Below are 15,901 nucleotides of genomic sequence, written 5' to 3' on the forward strand. Positions count from 1 at the left end.
GCATCCTAAGCGCCGGAGGCTCCGGCACCGGGCCGCCGGGGCCTTAAACCGGGGCGAATGCGTCAACCACGACACGCCCATCCAGCAAACGCAGCACGCGCGAGGCCTGGGCGGCGTGTTCGGCCGAGTGCGTGACCATGACCAGCGTCGTGCCTTCGGCGTTGAGTTCGCGCAGGATGCGCATGACCTCGGCGCCATGGGCGCTGTCGAGGTTGCCGGTGGGCTCGTCGGCCAGCAGCAGCGCCGGGCGGGCGGCGATGGCGCGCGCGATGGCGACGCGCTGCTGCTGGCCGCCGCTCAGCTGGCTGGGGCGGTGGCCGGCGCGGTGGGCGAGGCCCAGCCGGGCCATGACCTCGTCGACGCGCACGCGGCGCTGGCGGGCGGGCAGCTCGCCGTACTCCAGCGCCAGCGCGATGTTCTCGGCCACCGTCAGGTCGTCGATGAGGTTGAAGCTCTGGAAGACGAAGCCGATGCGGCCCCGGCGCAGCGCGTTGAGCTGGCGCTCCCCCCAGCCGGCGACGTTGTGGCCGTCGAACCAGTACTCGCCGCCGCTGGGCGCGTCCAGCAGGCCCAGGATGCCCAGCAGCGTGGACTTGCCGCAGCCCGAGGGGCCGGTGATGGCGAGGTATTCGCCGGCCTCGATGTCGAGGTCCAGGCGGTCCAGCGCCGTGGTCTCGATGTCGCCGGTGCGGAAGGTCTTGGTGAGGTGTCGGAGTTTGAACATGGTTCAGTTCAGTTGAAGAGCGGAAGCGCCCGCGAAGGCGCGGTAGGGAGAGACGACGACCTGCTCGCCGGCCTTCAGGCCGCCCAGCACCTCGACGACGCCGTCGGCGCGCCGGCCCAGCTGCAGCGGGCGGCGCTCGGCATGGCGGCCGTCGGCGTCGAGCACGAAGGCCCAGGCGCCGCCGGTGTCGGCGTAGAAGCCGGCATCGGGCAGCAGCAGCGCGTCCCGGGCCTGGCCCAGGGTCAGGCGCACGTCCAGCCCCTGGCCCACCTGCAGGGCCGGTGGCTCGGCATCGAAGGCCAGCTCGACGGCGAAGCGGCCGTCCTTGACCTGGGGGTCGATGCGCACGAGGTGCAGCGCATGGCTGCGGCCCTCATGCAGCAGTTCCGCGGCCAGGCCTTCGCGCACGCGGCTGAGATGGAACTCGTCCAGGCGCAGCTCCAGCTTGAAGCGGCCCAGGCTGTCCAGGCGGGCGATGCGGCTGCCGCTGCGCACGCTCTCGCCCACCTGCAGCGCCAGACCCGTCACGCGCCCCGCCACCGGCGCGCGCACGGCCAGCCCCTCGCTGGCGGCGCGCATGGCGGTGAGGCGCTGATCGAGATCGGTGACGGCGCGCTGCATGGCCCGCACCGACTGCTCGCGCGTGGCCAGCTCCTCGCGCCCGTCGGCCTGCAGCTGCGCGTAGAGGCGTTCGGCCATGGCGAGCTTGTCGGCCGATTCCTCCAGCGCCGCCGGCGACAGGAAGCCCGTGGCGGCCAGCTCGCGGTTGCGCTGGTGGGCGCGGCGGGCACGCTCCAGCTCGAACTGGCCCTGGGTCAGCTCGCGCCGCTGCTGGGCCCGCGCCTGCATCCAGGCAGCGCGGAAGGTGGCGAGGTTGGCGAGCTGCTGGGCCGCCTCACTGGAGCGCGCCATCAGCTCCTGCGCTCGCTGGCTGCTGGCCAGCACGACCAGCAGCTGGCCGGCCGCGACGCTGGCGCCGTCACCCACCAGCACCTGCTCGACGCGGCCGTCCTCGGTCGCGTCCAGCAGCACGGACTGCAGCGGCTGCACGGTGGCACGGCCGGGCACGACGTCGCGGAAGCTGCCTTGCCTGGCGGGGGCGATCTCCACGTCGGCCCGCGCCACCGGCACGCCGCGCGGCCAGGCACGCAGCAGCAACCCGGCCAGCGCGACCAGGGCCACGGCCGCGAGCACCCAGCGCCAGATCCTGCGGGGCAACGCCACGCGCCGGTCCATCGCGGCGCCGGAGGTCAGCACTGCCGTCATCCGCGCAAGGCCTGCAGGGGGCGCAGCGCCAGCGCGGCGACCAGGTGGCGAGCCACGGCCAGCGCCGTCACGGTGGCAAGCAGGGCGACGGCGGCCAGCAGCACCCACAGCGAGGCCGGCCCCACGGGCGCGCGCTCGACGAAGTCCGCCAGATAGCGCTGGCTCAGCCAGGCCGACAGCGGCAGCGCCACCACGCAGGCCGCCGCCAGCACACCGCCGAACTCGCGCGCCAGCAGCGCCGCCACGGCCGCCGGGCCGGCGCCGTGCAGCTTGCGCAGCACGATCTCGCGCTCACGCAATCGCAGCGTGTAGGCGGCCAGCGCGTAGATGCCCACGGCGGCCAGCCCCAGCGCCATCAGCCCTGCAACACCCGCCAGGCGACCGAGCCGCGCGTCGTCGGCCACCCGCTGCAGCACCATGTCGCGCGCCGGCAGCGCGTTGGCATTGGCGTCAGGGAAGTGCTTGTTGACGAGGGCCGACAGCTTGTTGCGCGTGGCGAGCGGGTCGCGTGTATGCACGCTGATGACGCCGGCGCCACGGCTGGACACCGGCGAGAGCGCATGCGGCTGGGCCGGGCTGCGCGGGTCCTCCAGCCGGATGTCATCAATGACCGCGACCACCGTGGCCGGCTTGCCGTCACGGTACGTCGGCGCCACGCCCAGCGTCTGGCCCACCGCTACCTCGGGACTGGCAAAGCCCAGCGCGCGCACGGCGCTGCGATCCAGCACGACGGCGTTCTGCGCCGTCTCGGCCACGTGGTCGTCCGACAGCCGGCCGGCGACGATACGCATGCCGTAGGTCTGCAGGTAGCCCGGCGTGAAATCCACGCCCCCGCGCAGGTTCACCGCCGTGCCGCCCGGGCCGCGGAAATCCGAATACCAGCTGGAGAAATCGCGTCCAGGTACGTCGTCGGCCGCCGCTGCGGCGATGACCTCGGGCCAGCGGCGCACCTCGTCGAGCAGCGCCTCCGACTGCGCGGGCTCGCACCACCAAGGCAGCTCGATGGCCACGCGGTCCTGCAGCTCGAAGCCTCGCGGCATCGTGCCGGCGTGCTCCGTCTGCCACATCACCGTCAGCGCCAGCGACGCGAACAGCGCGGCAGCGCCGAACTGGCCCGTCGTCATCAAGCGGCGCAGCCAGCGGCCGGCGGCGCCCTCGCTATAGCTGCGGCCGGCCAGCGACTCGGCGGGCCGCACGCGCAGCGCGATGCTCGTCAGCGGCAACGCGCTGAGCGCGGCGATGGCGACGCAAAGCAAGCCGGTCAACACCACCATGCCCGTACCCAGCACCGGCGCATGGAAGGCGTGCTGCATCAGCGCCTCCACCAACGGCACGGCCCACCAGGCCAGCAGCAGGCCCAGCGCACCGGCCAGGCCCACAACGACGCCGGCCTCGCCAAAGAACTGCGCCGCCAGCCGCGCCGTACCGGCGCCGAGCGACTTGCGCAGCCCGATCTCGCGCTGGCGGCGCAAGGTGCGCACGCTCCACAGGTTGATGAAGTTGATGACCGCCAGCGCCAGCACGCCAGCCGCCGCCGCCGCCAGGCCGCCCAGCTGCAGTCGGCGCTGCGGGCTGCCCGCGCCGTGCAGGCCCACGTCCACCACAGGCATCGCGCGCAAATAGGCCCAGGCGCCACCGCCCTTCAGGAAGTCGGCGGGCAGGCCCGGGGGGGTGGGCTGCTGCGCCAGCAGGCGTTGGGCCAGGTCCGTCATCTGCTGCGCCGCGGCGCCAGGCCGCAGGCGGGCGAACAACCGGCCATTGGGCGCGGTCCAGCTGTCCGACAACTTGAGGTAGGCCTTGGCCGCGGGCGAGTGGAAGCTGCCCAGGATGTCGAAGGTCAGCGCGCCGTTCAGGTTGGGCGTGGGCAGCACGGCCTTCACGGTCAGCGGGAACTGCATGGCCGGCGCGCTGCCGTCGGGCGCGGGCGGCAGCGAGATGGTGAACGTGCGACCGAGGACTTGCGCCGTGCCGAAGAGTCGTTCTGCGGCGTCCGCGCTGAGCGCCACGGACTCCGGCGAACCCAGTGCCGCCCGCAGGTCGCCGGCCAGCGTGCGCAGGCCGAACAAGGCCTGCACGTCGCCATCGGCCAGCGCGATGACGAGCCGGCTGCTGCGCTTCAGGCCCTTGGCATCGGCGGCCTGCGCGGGCAGCTGCGTGTAGAGCACGCGGGTCATCGCTTCGACCGGCGCGCCGTTGGCCAGCAGCGCCGCGTGAAGGGGCACGGCCGGCACCGTGGGGAACCAGTCGGTCGTGCTGCCACCCGGGCCGCGCACCCGCCACTCGAAAGTGACCAGGCGATCCTGCTCGGGCAGGTCGCCGTCAGGCCGCAGCGTGTCCTGCAGAAAGCTGGCCGTCAGCAGCGTGAGCGCCAGGCCCAGCGCTAGGCCGGCGATGACGAGGGCGGCCGGGCCGGGTTCGGCGCGCAGCTGGCGCCAGGCGCCGCGCCAGAGGATGGAAGAGGGAAGCAGCTTCATGAGCGCTTTGGTGCAAGAGCCGGGCCAGGGGTCCTTCCCCTGGAGAAGCACGCCGCGATGTCCGCTAGTGAACACCTGAGGTGTTCGCTTCCGGACACCGCCTTGCCCGGCCCCGGGGCCGCGCTTAGAGTCGCGGCCGCCCATGACCATCCTGATCCTCGACGACGACCCCGACGTGGCCCTGGCCGCGCGGCTGGCGCTGCGCAAGCTGGGCCCGGTGGCCGTGCGGCATTCGCCTGCCGAGCTGGCCGCGGCGCTGGACGAGATCGCCCCCGACGTGCTGCTGCTGGACATGAACTTCATGCCCGGCGCCAGCGACGGCGCGGCGGGCCTGGCGCTGCTGCGTGACGTGATGGAGCGGCGCCAACCGCCCGCCGTCATCGTGATGACGGCCTATGCCGAGGTGGAGCTGGCCGTGCAGGCGCTCAAGGGCGGTGCAGTGGACTTCATCACCAAGCCCTGGCCCAACGAGCGGCTCGTCGCCTGCGTGCAGGCGGCGCTGGCGCGACGCGCCCCGCCACCCGCGGTGGGCGAGCTGCTAGGCGAGTCGGCGGCGATGCAGGGCTTGCGCGCGCAGATCGCCCAGGTCGGTGCCAGCGAGGCCAGCGTGCTCATCCTGGGCGAGAACGGCGTCGGCAAGGAGCTGGTGGCGCGCGCACTGCATGCCGCTTCACCACGCGCTGCCGGCCCGCTGCTGGCCGTGGACATGGGCTCGCTGCCCGAGGCGCTGGTGGAGAGCGAGCTGTTCGGCCACAGGCGCGGCAGCTTCACCGATGCCCGCGAGGCGCGGCCGGGCCGCTTCGTCGCTGCGGCGGGCGGCACGCTGTTCCTGGACGAGATCGGCAACCTGCCCTTGCCACAGCAGGCCAAGCTGCTGGCCGCGCTGGAGCGCCGCGAGGTGACGCCGCTGGGCAGCGACAAGTCCGTGCCCGTCGACGTGCGCGTGCTGGCCGCCACCAATGTGCCCGAGGCCGAGCTGTTCGATGCGCGGCGCTTCCGGCCCGACCTGCTGTACCGCCTCAACACCGTGGTGCTGCGCGTGCCGCCGCTGCGCGAGCGCGGCGCCGCGGACGTGGCGCTGCTGCTGCGCCACTACCTCGCGCAGTTCGCCGGCGGAAGGCCGGCACGCGAGCCCGACGCCGAGGCGCAGGCCCGGCTCTGCGCCTACGCCTGGCCGGGCAATGTGCGCCAGCTGCGCCAAGCCTGCGAGCGCGCGACGCTGCTGGCGCGCGGGCCGCGCTTCACCTGGGCCGACTTCGGGCTGGGCCACATCGCGCCGCCCGGCCCGGCGCCGGCGCCGGGGCTGGACCTGGCCCAGCGCGAGCGCGAGGCCGTGCAGGCCGCCCTGGCCCAGGCCGAGGGCAACATCAGCCAGGCGGCCAAGCTGCTGGGCGTGAGCCGCGCAGCGCTGTACCGGAAGCTGGACAAGCATGGCCTTTGATCGTGCTCGCGTCGTTGCTGCGGCACTGCTGCTGGCCGCGGGCGCGGCTGCGGCCGGTGCCTCGCTGGATTCGCCCCGCCTGCTCGTCGCCTGCGCCCTCGCCGGCCTGGCCGCCGCGGCCTGGGGCTGGGCCGCGCTCGGCCGACTGGCGCACCGGCCAACGCCGCTGCCCCCCGACCCGCCGCCAGCGCCGCGGCCCGACCTGGGCGCGGCCCTGGAACACGCGCCGCTCGCGCTGTGGCGACTCGTGACCGGCACCCCGCCGCTGGCGCTGAACGCCGCTGCGCGCCGCCTCGCGGCGCCGGGCCGCGCTGTGGAGCCCGCAGCCCTGCTCGCGCTGCTGGATGCCGAGCCAGGCCGCCGCGTCGTCACGCTGCCGACCGAACACGGCCAGGAGCGCGCCGTGCTGGCGGTGTCGGCCCTGACCGTGCAGGGCGAGGCGTGGCGGCTGGCGGCGCTGGCGCCGATCGAGTCGGAGCTGGAGACCGAGGCCCTGGCCGCCTGGCGCCAGCTGGTGCAGGTGCTGACGCACGAGATCATGAATTCGCTGACGCCCATCGCCTCGCTGGCCGCGAGCTCGCCGGCGCTGCTGGAGGCCGGCGAGCTGGACGAGCTGCAGGTGGCGCTCGCGACGTTGGCGCGACGCGCGGCGCACCTTCAGGCCTTCGTCGAGCGCTACCGCAGCGTCAGCCAGCCGCCGACCGCCACGCTGGCCGACACGCCGCTGCTGCCGCTGCTGCAGGCCGTGCAGGGTCTGGTGGAACCAGCCTGGGCCCGGGCGGGTGGCCGCGTGGCGCTCAGCGTCGAGCCAGCGAGCCTCTCGCTGCGCACCGATGCGGCCCAGCTGGAGCAGGTGCTCATCAACCTCGCGCAGAACGCGTTGCAGGCCTGCGCCGGCCGGCCCGCGCCAGCGCTGCTGATCGAGGCCCGCCTGAGCCGCGGCGCCCGGCTGCGGCTGACGGTGGCCGACAACGGCCCGGGCGTCGCGCCGGGGCTGGAGTCGCGCATCTTCACGCCCTTCTTCACGACCCGCGAGGGCGGCAGCGGCGTGGGCCTGGCCGTGGTGCGCCAGCTGGTGCACGGCCTGGGCGGCACGGTGCGCCACGCCAAGCGGCCCGGCGGCGGCGCCTGCTTCGTGCTGACCTTCTGAGCCAGGGCACGCCGGTCAGATGAGATAGCCGCCCGCGACCTCGACGGTCTGCGCGTTGATCCAGCCGCCGTCCTCGCCCAGCAGCGCGGCGATGACGCGGGCCACGTCCTGCGGCTCGCCGACGCGGCCCAGCGCCGTCTGCCCCGCCAGAAAGGCCTCGAAAGCCTCGCTCAAGCCGCCGCCCAGCTCGGTGCGGATGGCGCCGGGCGAGACGGCGTTGACGCGGATGCGGCGCTCGCCGAACTCCTTGGCCATGTAGCGCGTCAGCACCTCCAGCCCGCCCTTGAACGCAGCATAGGGCGCCACGCCGGCGGTGGCGACGCGCGTGGTGGCGCTGGTGACGTTGACGATGGCCGCCCCCGGCCGCAGCAGCGGCAGCAGCGTCTGCGTCAGGAAGAACGGGCCCTTGAGGTGCACGTTCATCAGGCCGTCGAACTCGGCCTCGGTGACGGTGGCGATCGGGTTGAAGAGGCCGTGGCCGGCGTTGTTGACGAGGCCGGCGAGCTGCGTGGTGCGCCAGCGCGCGGCCAGCACCTCCTGCACCGCGGCACGGAAGGCGGCGAAGCTGCCGGCGTCGCCGACGTCAAGCCGCAGTGCGACCGCCTGGCCACCCTCGTCCTCGATGCGGCGCACGACGGCCCGGGCCGCCTCGGCCTGGGCGTGATAGGTCAGGATGACGCCCTGGCCGCGCCGCGCGGCCTCCAGCGCCGTGCTGGCGCCGATGCCGCGGCTGCCGCCGGTGATGACGATGGTGTTGCTGAGGGTGTTCAAGGCTGGACTCCGAGGGGATGGGAAGGCCCCGAACGATAGGAATCGCGGCGGCGGCGCGCGCGCCGCTTCCTGGCGGATTCCTGCCTGTTCCTGCCGGCCTGCGCCGCGGCGGGCGGCAGGCAGGGTCCAATGCCGGCATGCATCAGCAACTCGACGAGCTGCGCCGGCTGGCCGCCCGCGCGGAGAACCGCCGCACGGAGACGGGCATCCCGCGCGTGGCCATGGTGCAGGGCGCCATCCCCGAGCATGAGCTGGCCGCGGTGTACGAGCCCATGGTCAACCTCATCCTGACGGGCGGGAAGTCCATCACCGTGGGCGGGCGGACGCTGCACTACGACCCCGCGACCTATTTCGTGATGTCCGTCGACCTGCCGGCCGCCGGCGCCGTGCGGGCCGCCGCCGATGGCTCGCCCTACCTGGCCGTGGCGCTGTTGCTGGACACGGCCGTGCTCGCCGAGCTGCTGGCCGGTCTGCCCGATGCTGCCCACGCCGCGGCCGACGACTCGGGCTTCTGCGTGGCGGCGGTGACGCCCGAGCTGCTGGATGCCTGGGTCCGCATGCTGCGGCTGATGGACCACCCGACCGACATCGCCGCGCTGGCGCCGGCCTTCGAGCGCGAGATCCTGTACCGCGTGCTGCAAGGCCCCATGGGCTGGATGCTGCGCGGCATCGCAACACCCGACTCGGCGATGGCGAGGATCCACAAGGTCATCCGGCGCATGCGGGCCGACTTTGCCCGGCCCCTGCCCGTCGAGGCCCTCGCGGCCGAGGCGGCCATGAGCGTCTCGGCCTTTCATCGCCGCTTCAAGGCCGTGACCGCCCTCAGCCCGCTGCAGTACCAGAAGCAGTTGCGGCTGCTGCAGGCGCGCCGGCTCCTCCTGGGCAGCGGGCAGAGCGTGACCGCGGCCGCCCACGAGGTGGGCTATGAGAGCCCGACCCAGTTCAGCCGCGAGTACGCGCGCGCCTTCGGCCGGCCTCCCGCCCGCGACGTGGCCCGCCTCGCCGCCGGCTCCGAGGTGTGAACAGCGGGCAAGTCGTGGCGATATGCCGGCTTTCCTCTGTGGTGAGACCCAGTGGCGGGTGTTAGGCTGCCCGCCATCAAACCCCGGGGATGGAGATGTTTCACGAGTTGCAGGAGTTGTTGGGCGCCTATCTGATGCCGGTGCTGATCGCGATACCGCTGGCCATCATCGTGCTCATCGCCGCCTTCAAGCGTGACGACTACCGTCCGACACGCGAGTACACGCCACCGCCCCGGCCGCCCGAGGGCGTGCCGCGCGCCACGGCACCGGTGGTGCTGCCGCCGCTGCCCATCAGTCCGAATGCCGGCCCCAATGCCGGCCCGTCGATGGCCAGCGCCTTCGTCACGGCGCCCACGCCCATGCAGCCGCCGGCCGCCGCGCCGGTCGTGCCCGAGGGTCCGCCCACGGTGCTGGTGGCCGACGACTCGGCCGTCGTGCGCACCAAGCTCAAGCGGCTGCTGGAAGGCGCCGGCTTCACGGTGGTCCAGGTCAACGACGGCAACGAGGCCCTGGCCCAGCTGGACGAGAAGCCCGAGATCGCCGTGCTGATCACCGACCTCGAGATGCCCAACAAGGACGGCTTCGAGCTGATCGCCGACGTGCACGGCAGCCTCGTGACCGAGGACCTGCCCGTCATCGCCATCACCGGCCACGACGAGCTGCACGGCCGCGTGGGCCAGATCGAGGGCGTCTACGGCATCTTCAAGAAGCCCTGGAACGACCGCGAGCTGCTCAAGCGCGTGGAGTCCCTGGTGCATCTGCGCTCCGCCGCTTCGCGCCGCGGCCGCCGCGTCAGCGACCTGCGCCCGCCCGCAGCCTGACGCCCCTCGTCCGGCCGGTCCCACGAGGGCAGGGCGATGCTCCCGGCATCGAGCCGCGTGCACATCACGCAGGACGGAAGCTCCACTTCATCCGGATCTCGGCCTGCCCGCTGCCCGCAGGCAGGCGCGCCTGGTCCTGGCCCTCGGCGCTGAGTTGCTGCAGGCGCTGCTGCAGCCAGGGCTGGGCTTCGCGCCACTGCAGGCCGATGCGGCCCTCCTGGCGCTGGGCGCGACGGTTGGTTTCCTCGCGGGTGCTGATGCCCTGAACGTCCTGCCGGACCATGCCCAGCGCCGTCCAGAGGCGGCCGTTGCGGGTGTCGAGCACGGCCATCAGGCTGGGGCAGGGGGTGTCGTCGCGACGCGTCTCCTGGCCCTGGGCCGTCTCGGTGTACGTGACGACGCCCTGCACGTCGTCGAACCGGCCCTTGACGCGATCGTCCAGCCGCGCCGTGGTCTGCAGGCCACAGGCCATCACGCCGTTGAAGATCAGATAGGGCGTGGCCGGGCCGCCGTCATCGGGCGCGTCCTCGCCGCCGCCGGCCTGCCGGCGGGCCTGGGCGCGGCAGGCCTCGCGGGCCTTGCCGGCGGCTTGCTTTTCGCAGGCGGCTGCGGCGTTGCCGTAGGCCTGCAGCCGCGCTTGAGCGCCGGGGTTGGCGCCGGGCATGGCCGCGGCGCTGAGCGCCGAGGCCTCGCGCATCAGGCAGGCGCTGTCCTGGCCACAGCGGGCCTGCAGGGCCTGCGCCTTGGCCTGCATGGCCTGCCAGTCCGGCATGGCGGCCATCGGCGCGGCGGCCGTGTGGCGCTGGGCCGCTTCGGCCTGACGGCGTTGGTCGTCGAGGTCCAGGGGGTTGAGGGTCGTGGGCACGCCGTCGCTCTGCAGCAGGGCACTGAACTGCCAGCGCTGGCTGAGCGTCTGCTCGCCGCGCTCGGCGCCGGCCTGCACGGGTCCCTGGCGCTGCAGTTCGACGTCCAGCACGAGGCGGCGCCGCTGGGCAGCCTCGGCCTGGGTGTTGTCGGCCAGCAGCCAGAAGGCGGCCAGGGCGAGCAGCAGCGTGAGGCCGCTGCGTGGGGGAGTCGGGGAGGCGGCTGGCATGGGGGGCTCCGTCAAGGCTGGGATGGCCGGCATCGTCGGCCGCCTGGCGCGCCGGCGCATCGCCCATGAAGAGCCAGCGACGGCGATGGCACCGATGGCTCCCGCATGGCTCTCGCGAGCGCCGGCGCCTGCGCCGTGCACGAATTCACCCCGTTGACCGACGGTTACTCGACCACCGGCGCGCCCAGCAGGGATGATCCGAAGGACATCCTTCAGGAGCCGCTCGAATGTCGTACATGGACCCGATGGACCAGCAGGCGCTGGACGTCAAGATCTCGGAGCTGCTGGTGGCTACGGCCGACGGCCATGACCCCGATCTGGACCGCAACATCAGCGACGTGCTGCAGATGCTGCGCAAGCAGCTGCGCATGGACGTGGTGTTCGTGTCGGAGTTCGTCGACGGCGAGCGCGTCTTCCGTTTCGTGGATGGCGGCGTGCCGCTGGGCCTGCACGCGGGCGACTCCGCACCGCTCGAAGAGAGTTATTGCCAGCGTGTCGTCGAGGGCCGCATGCCCGAGCTGGTGACCGATGCGCGCGAGCTGGTCGCGCGTGGCGAGTTGTTCGATCCCGGCATTCCGGTTGGCGCCCATCTGAGCACGCCGGTGGTGCTGCCGGACGGCCGCGTCTACGGCACGGTCTGCTGCTTCAGCGCCGAGGCCCAGCCCGACCTGCAGCAGAGCGCACTGGCCTGCCTGCGCCAGTGCGCGCGGCTGGTGGCGCGCAAGGTAGAGGTCGAACCCCACGCCGGCTTTGCGCCGACCCAGCAGGACTGGCCGGCAACGGAGCGGGCACCCTTCCCCGGCGGCGCCGGGGAGGACTGATTCAGCGGCCGGGCTGGGCGCGCGGGCTGATCAGCGCGGCGGCCGCGGCCAGGCCGAGGGCAAGCAGCAGCACGGGCAACACCTGGCGCGTGGCGGGGTCGAACAGCAGGCCGGCGCCGGCCAGCGCGGCGCTGCTGGTTAGCGCATCGCTGAGCTGCAGCGAGGACGTGTTGGCGCCCTGGGCCTCGGGCGCGGACAGCTTGAGCAGCAGCACCGACAGCATCGGGAACGACAGGCCAATGCCCAGGCCGACGACGGACCAGCCCGCGAACACCCACCACGACGGCAGCGCCAGCAGCAGCGGCGCGATGACGACGGCCAGGCCGGCGGCCGCCAGCGCGAAGCCGCCCGGCAGCAGACGATGGCGTGCCTCGGCGCCGTGCACACGCGCCTGCAGCGCGCTGCCGATGCTCCAGGTGACGGCGCCGGCGCTGAGGGCGGCGCCGGCCTGCGTCAGGCTCCAGCCGAAGTGCTGGGTCAGCAGCAGCGGCAGGAAGGCCTCGGCGCTGGCAAAGGTGGCGGCAATGAGGCCGCGCAGCAGGATGACGGTCGGCAGGCCGCGCGCCGCCGTCAGCGTGCCCACCGGCAGCAGCAGGCCGGCGGCGACGCCCGCCACACCGAGGCCGACGAGGAAGAGCAGCGCCGCACCGACGCCGCTCTGCTGGCTGGCCGCGTGCAGCGTCAGCGCGCCGGCGCTGGCCAGCACCGCCCAGCGCATCGCGCCCCAGCGCAACACCTCGCCCGTACCGGTGCCCACGCGCCGCAGCGCCGGCAGCATCAGGCCCGCGGCCACGGGCACGGCGGCGGCCACCGTCAGGAACACCGAGCGCCAACCCAGCCATTCGACGAGCACCGACGCCAGCGCCGGGCCGACGAGGCCGGGCACGACCCAGGCGCCCGCGAACATCGCGAACATCTTGGGGTGCAGCCGCTGCGGCACGACCTGGGCCACGCCGACGTAGAGCGTCACGCCCAGCACGCCGCTGCCCAGGCCCTGCAGCGCGCGGCCCAGCACCAACACCGGCATGCTCGACGCGAAGCCCGCCAGCAGCAGACCGGCGAGGAAGGCCGCCAGGCCGGCCAGCGCGGCGCGGTAGGGGCCGCGCTTGTCGCAGAGCTGGCCCGCGGCCGTCATTCCCAGCACCGAGGTCGCCAGCGTGGCGCCGAAGGCGAGGGCGTAGTAGGACAGGCCCTCCAGCGCCCCGGCCACGGCCGGCATCGCGGTGGCGACGGCGATCGACTCGAAGGCCAGCATGGAGATCAGCGCCACGGCGCCCCCGCAGGCGGCGCGGCGGCCGGGGGCAAAGAGGGTGTCGTCGTGGGCGGGCAGCGGGGTCACGGGGTTTGCGAGGTTCATGGGCGGGAGCTTGAAAGCTCAAGTGCACTTCAAGTCAAGCGGGCCTAGTCCAGCGAATCGGCGAAATCGGTGGTGCGCAAGGGACAATCACGGCATGTCAGTTTCGGTCCTCCACTGTGCCTCGGCCGGCTTCGAGTCGGCCTGCCGCATCCCTGCCCTGCCCGCCTCGCACCGCAGCCACGGCCTGCATGGCCACAGCTATTTCGCCACCGTCCGCACGGCGCTGCCGGCGGGCTGGGCAGCCTTCCCCGGCGGCGAGGTCGAGGCGCTGCGCGCGCGCATGGCCGCCGCCGTCGCGCCGCTGGACCACGCGCTGCTGAACGACCACCTGCCCGAGCCCACCGACGAAAACCTCGCCCGCTGGGTGCGCAGCCGTCTCGCAGCAGACGTTCCCGGCATCGTGCAGGTGGGCGTGCAAAGCACCACCCACAGCGGCGTGGACCTGGACAACGCCGGCCACGCCCATGTCTGGCGTCGCTACCGCTTCCAGGCCGCCCACCAGCTGCCCAACGTGCCGGCCGGCCATCAGTGCGGCCGCATGCACGGCCATGGCTTCGAGGTCATCCTGCATGCCAACGCGGACCTCGGCGAGCGCGACCTGTCCATCGACTACGACCACCTCGACGAGGTCTGGGCGCCGCTGCACTTCGAGCTGAACTACCGCTGCCTGAACGACATTGCCGGCCTGGCCAACCCCACCAGCGAGAACATCTCGGCTTGGCTGTGGGACAGGCTAAAGCCGGCGCTGCCGGAGCTGAGCTGGGTGACCGTCTACGAGACCGGCTCCAGCGGCGCCAACTTCAACGGCAGCAGCTACCGCATCTGGAAGGAGATGACGCTGGACAGCGCCGTTCGCCTGCACCAAGCGCCCGGTGGCCATCCGCTGGCCGGCACGCACGGCCACACTTTCACGTTGAGGTTGCACCTGGCCGCGCCGCTGGACCAGGTGATGGGCTGGACGGTGGACTTCGGCGATGTGAAGACGCTGTTCAACCCGATCTTCAAGCGGCTGGACCACCACCCGCTGTTCGAGATTGCCGGGCTGCCGGATGGCGACGCCGCCTCCATCGCCGCCTGGGTGCTGCGCGCGGGCGGCGGCGTGCTGCCGCAGATCGACCGCGTGGACCTCTACGAGACGCGCGGCTCGGGTGCCATCGTCAGCCGCGCCGACTCGGAAGAATTGATTCCCGTATGACCTACTCCGTCAAAGAGCTGTTCTTCACCCTGCAGGGCGAAGGCGCCCAGGCCGGCCGCGCGGCCGTGTTCTGCCGCTTTGCCGGCTGCAACCTCTGGACCGGCCGCGAGCAGGACCGTGCGACGGCGGTCTGCACATTCTGCGACACGGACTTCATCGGCACGGATGGCGAAGGCGGCGGCAAGTTCGCGACGGCGGACGAGCTGGCGGACGTGATTGCCAAGGCTTGGCCGGGCGGTGGCAAACCGTATGTGGTGTGCACCGGCGGCGAACCGCTGCTGCAACTGGACACGCCGCTGATCGACGCCCTGCACGCCCGCGGCTTCGAGGTCGCCGTCGAAACCAACGGCACCCAGCCCGCGCCGCCGGGGCTGGACTGGATCTGCGTCAGCCCCAAGGCCGACGCGCCGCTGGTGCTGACCTCGGGCCACGAGCTGAAGCTGGTCTACCCGCAGCCGCTGGCCCAGCCGGAGCGGTTCGCCGGGCTGGATTTCCAGAACTTCTTCCTGCAACCCATGGACTCGGTGCTGCAGCGCGAGCACACCAAGGCGGCGGTGGCCTACTGCATGAAGCACCCGCAGTGGCGGTTGTCGGTGCAGATGCACAAGGTGGTGGGCATTGCCTGACCGACCATCTCGTTTGATGCTCAGCCGCGTTCGGCAGCCTTGCCAAGCACCATCAGCAGCAGGGCGGTGAGGAAGTAGACCGTGGTGAAGATGGCCACGGCACCCACACAGACGAGCATGGCGAGAAATAGGAAGGCCTCGTAGCCACCGGCACCGGTCGCACGCAGCAGGGCCAGCGTGCCAAGGACGCTCGGCAACGCCACCAGGCCCGAAACGACGAGCCCGACCACACCGAGCCTCTCCCTGGCCTTCCAGGCCACGATGACTGGCCAGACGACCAGCAACATCACGACGAGCGTGCCTTGTACCGAAAAGGTCATGAAACGGCTCTTTCGTCAGAAGCGGGTATGAAGTCTTCATTCTTACCCGTCCGGCATCCGGAAATGCGCCTAGCAGCCCATCTCCACCGCCTGCAGCACCCTGCCCTCACGCGAATCCGCGGCCACGGCAATCCAGCGGCTGACATGGCCCGCTTCACCGACCTGCACCGGCACCGTCCACTCCGCGCGGCCACCGCCTTCCCAGGCCGGCAGACGGACGTACTCCCGCACGACGCTGTCATGTTTCAGCGTCTCGCCGCGGTTCTCGCCTGCGCGCACGCGGCTATGGTGGCCGTCTTCCACGCGCACCCACCAGACCTGGATGCGCGGCGGCGCGCCGGGCAGGGCCTCGGCGACCAGCTTCAACTCGCCGGCGGCATTGCGGCTCCACGCCAGCCGCACGCGGGCCGGCTCGGCACCCGGCGCAGGCAGCGAGGCACTGCGCCAGTCCCGCCCGTTGACGACGATCTGCGGCGTGTAGGCGTAGCGCGAGCCGTTGACGCCCACGCCCTGTTTCTGCCGCTCGGTGTAGGCGGGGCTGGAGAAGCGGTCGGGCCAGCCCAGGCCGTTCCAGTAGTCCACATGGAAGGCCGCGGCGATGACGCCGGGCTGACCCTTGAGGCCGCTGAGCCAGCGGTCGGCTGGCGGGCAGGAGGAGCAGCCCTCGGAGGTGTAGAGCTCGACGACGCGCGGCACCGTGGCGCCGCTTTGCATGGTGGCGGCAACGGAGCAGGTCTGGGCAATCGCGGCGGGGGTGGCCAGAGCCAGCAGGAGGAGGCGCAGCTTCATGCGTTCTCAGTCGTCGAGCCGCGATTCAACC

The 15,901-nt window shown here is 72.8% G+C and carries 15 protein-coding genes; 7 read left to right on the forward strand and 8 right to left on the reverse strand.

Annotated features, from left to right (window positions below):
- Positions 1–43: 43 nt before the first annotated feature.
- Genes AC07VX_RS05815 through AC07VX_RS05825 form a run of 3 tightly spaced genes read right to left on the reverse strand, consistent with a single transcriptional unit; the run spans position 44 to position 4,464 of the window.
- On the reverse strand, positions 44–724 hold the full coding sequence (locus tag AC07VX_RS05815; RefSeq protein WP_493162614.1) for an ABC transporter ATP-binding protein: 681 nt from the start codon (positions 722–724) through the stop codon (positions 44–46).
- 3 nt (positions 725–727) lie between these two features.
- Positions 728–1,990: an efflux RND transporter periplasmic adaptor subunit gene (locus AC07VX_RS05820; protein WP_493162613.1), complete on the reverse strand. Its 1,263-nt coding sequence runs from the start codon at positions 1,988–1,990 to the stop codon at positions 728–730.
- On the reverse strand, positions 1,987–4,464 hold the full coding sequence (locus tag AC07VX_RS05825) for an ABC transporter permease (protein ID WP_493162612.1): 2,478 nt from the start codon (positions 4,462–4,464) through the stop codon (positions 1,987–1,989). The genes AC07VX_RS05820 and AC07VX_RS05825 overlap by 4 nt, the downstream gene beginning before the upstream one ends.
- A gap of 142 nt (positions 4,465–4,606) precedes the next feature.
- Between AC07VX_RS05825 and AC07VX_RS05830 the strand changes: the two genes are divergently transcribed.
- A complete protein-coding gene (locus AC07VX_RS05830) occupies positions 4,607–5,905 on the forward strand; it encodes a sigma-54-dependent transcriptional regulator (protein WP_493162611.1) in 1,299 nt (432 codons plus the stop codon).
- Entirely contained in the window at positions 5,895–7,055 is a 1,161-nt protein-coding gene (locus AC07VX_RS05835) for a sensor histidine kinase (protein WP_493162610.1), read from the forward strand. Before AC07VX_RS05830 ends, AC07VX_RS05835 begins: the two co-directional genes overlap by 11 nt.
- 15 nt (positions 7,056–7,070) lie before the next feature.
- Here AC07VX_RS05835 and AC07VX_RS05840 read toward each other — a convergent pair whose 3' ends face one another.
- Positions 7,071–7,826 carry an SDR family NAD(P)-dependent oxidoreductase gene (locus AC07VX_RS05840; RefSeq protein ID WP_493162609.1) on the reverse strand — a complete coding sequence of 252 codons (756 nt, stop codon included), beginning with the start codon at positions 7,824–7,826 and terminating at the stop codon, positions 7,071–7,073.
- A gap of 137 nt (positions 7,827–7,963) precedes the next feature.
- On the opposite strand from AC07VX_RS05840, the gene AC07VX_RS05845 reads away from it, so the two are divergent.
- Both AC07VX_RS05845 and AC07VX_RS05850 read left to right on the forward strand, forming a co-directional pair.
- Positions 7,964–8,848, forward strand: a complete 885-nt coding sequence (locus AC07VX_RS05845) for an AraC family transcriptional regulator (RefSeq protein ID WP_493162608.1) — start codon at positions 7,964–7,966, stop codon at positions 8,846–8,848.
- An 89-nt stretch (positions 8,849–8,937) separates the two neighbouring features.
- Positions 8,938–9,669, forward strand: coding sequence for a response regulator (locus AC07VX_RS05850; protein ID WP_493162607.1), 732 nt, complete (start codon positions 8,938–8,940; stop codon positions 9,667–9,669).
- Between the two features lie 64 nt (positions 9,670–9,733).
- Here AC07VX_RS05850 and AC07VX_RS05855 read toward each other — a convergent pair whose 3' ends face one another.
- Entirely contained in the window at positions 9,734–10,762 is a 1,029-nt protein-coding gene (locus AC07VX_RS05855) for a hypothetical protein (protein ID WP_493162606.1), read from the reverse strand.
- A 227-nt stretch (positions 10,763–10,989) separates the two neighbouring features.
- On the opposite strand from AC07VX_RS05855, the gene AC07VX_RS05860 reads away from it, so the two are divergent.
- A complete protein-coding gene (locus tag AC07VX_RS05860) occupies positions 10,990–11,583 on the forward strand; it encodes a GAF domain-containing protein (RefSeq protein ID WP_493162605.1) in 594 nt (197 codons plus the stop codon).
- A 1-nt stretch (position 11,584) separates the two neighbouring features.
- Here the strand turns inward: AC07VX_RS05860 and AC07VX_RS05865 are convergent, their stop codons facing one another.
- The gene (locus AC07VX_RS05865) at positions 11,585–12,940 is read right to left on the reverse strand and encodes an MFS transporter (protein ID WP_493162604.1); all 1,356 of its coding nucleotides are present in this window, start codon (positions 12,938–12,940) and stop codon (positions 11,585–11,587) included.
- Positions 12,941–13,034: 94 nt separating this feature from the next.
- On the opposite strand from AC07VX_RS05865, the gene AC07VX_RS05870 reads away from it, so the two are divergent.
- Positions 13,035–14,135: a 6-pyruvoyl trahydropterin synthase family protein gene (locus tag AC07VX_RS05870; RefSeq protein WP_493162603.1), complete on the forward strand. Its 1,101-nt coding sequence runs from the start codon at positions 13,035–13,037 to the stop codon at positions 14,133–14,135.
- Entirely contained in the window at positions 14,132–14,761 is a 630-nt protein-coding gene (gene queE / locus AC07VX_RS05875) for a 7-carboxy-7-deazaguanine synthase (RefSeq protein ID WP_493162602.1), read from the forward strand. The genes AC07VX_RS05870 and queE overlap by 4 nt, the downstream gene beginning before the upstream one ends.
- Positions 14,762–14,781: 20 nt before the next feature.
- Here queE and AC07VX_RS05880 read toward each other — a convergent pair whose 3' ends face one another.
- The gene (locus tag AC07VX_RS05880) at positions 14,782–15,081 is read right to left on the reverse strand and encodes a hypothetical protein (protein WP_493162601.1); all 300 of its coding nucleotides are present in this window, start codon (positions 15,079–15,081) and stop codon (positions 14,782–14,784) included.
- A 69-nt stretch (positions 15,082–15,150) separates the two neighbouring features.
- Complete coding sequence (locus AC07VX_RS05885) at positions 15,151–15,870, reverse strand: DUF1223 domain-containing protein (protein WP_493162599.1); 720 nt, start codon at positions 15,868–15,870, stop codon at positions 15,151–15,153.
- Positions 15,871–15,901: the final 31 nt, after the last annotated feature.

This window comes from Roseateles sp. GW821-FHT03B02, assembly GCF_059421025.1.

Bases quoted from the DNA above. Each gene is read 5' to 3' on its own strand.
- AC07VX_RS05815 (WP_493162614.1), bottom strand. From the start codon at position 724: ATGTTCAAACTCCGACACCTCACCAAGACCTTCCGCACCGGCGACATC.
- AC07VX_RS05820 (WP_493162613.1), bottom strand. From the start codon at position 1,990: ATGACGGCAGTGCTGACCTCCGGCGCCGCGATGGACCGGCGCGTGGCG.
- AC07VX_RS05825 (WP_493162612.1), bottom strand. From the start codon at position 4,464: ATGAAGCTGCTTCCCTCTTCCATCCTCTGGCGCGGCGCCTGGCGCCAG.
- AC07VX_RS05830 (WP_493162611.1), top strand. From the start codon at position 4,607: ATGACCATCCTGATCCTCGACGACGACCCCGACGTGGCCCTGGCCGCG.
- AC07VX_RS05835 (WP_493162610.1), top strand. From the start codon at position 5,895: ATGGCCTTTGATCGTGCTCGCGTCGTTGCTGCGGCACTGCTGCTGGCC.
- AC07VX_RS05845 (WP_493162608.1), top strand. From the start codon at position 7,964: ATGCATCAGCAACTCGACGAGCTGCGCCGGCTGGCCGCCCGCGCGGAG.
- AC07VX_RS05850 (WP_493162607.1), top strand. From the start codon at position 8,938: ATGGAGATGTTTCACGAGTTGCAGGAGTTGTTGGGCGCCTATCTGATG.
- AC07VX_RS05855 (WP_493162606.1), bottom strand. From the start codon at position 10,762: ATGCCAGCCGCCTCCCCGACTCCCCCACGCAGCGGCCTCACGCTGCTG.
- AC07VX_RS05860 (WP_493162605.1), top strand. From the start codon at position 10,990: ATGTCGTACATGGACCCGATGGACCAGCAGGCGCTGGACGTCAAGATC.
- AC07VX_RS05865 (WP_493162604.1), bottom strand. From the start codon at position 12,940: ATGAACCTCGCAAACCCCGTGACCCCGCTGCCCGCCCACGACGACACC.
- AC07VX_RS05870 (WP_493162603.1), top strand. From the start codon at position 13,035: ATGTCAGTTTCGGTCCTCCACTGTGCCTCGGCCGGCTTCGAGTCGGCC.
- queE (WP_493162602.1), top strand. From the start codon at position 14,132: ATGACCTACTCCGTCAAAGAGCTGTTCTTCACCCTGCAGGGCGAAGGC.
- AC07VX_RS05880 (WP_493162601.1), bottom strand. From the start codon at position 15,081: ATGACCTTTTCGGTACAAGGCACGCTCGTCGTGATGTTGCTGGTCGTC.
- AC07VX_RS05885 (WP_493162599.1), bottom strand. From the start codon at position 15,870: ATGAAGCTGCGCCTCCTCCTGCTGGCTCTGGCCACCCCCGCCGCGATT.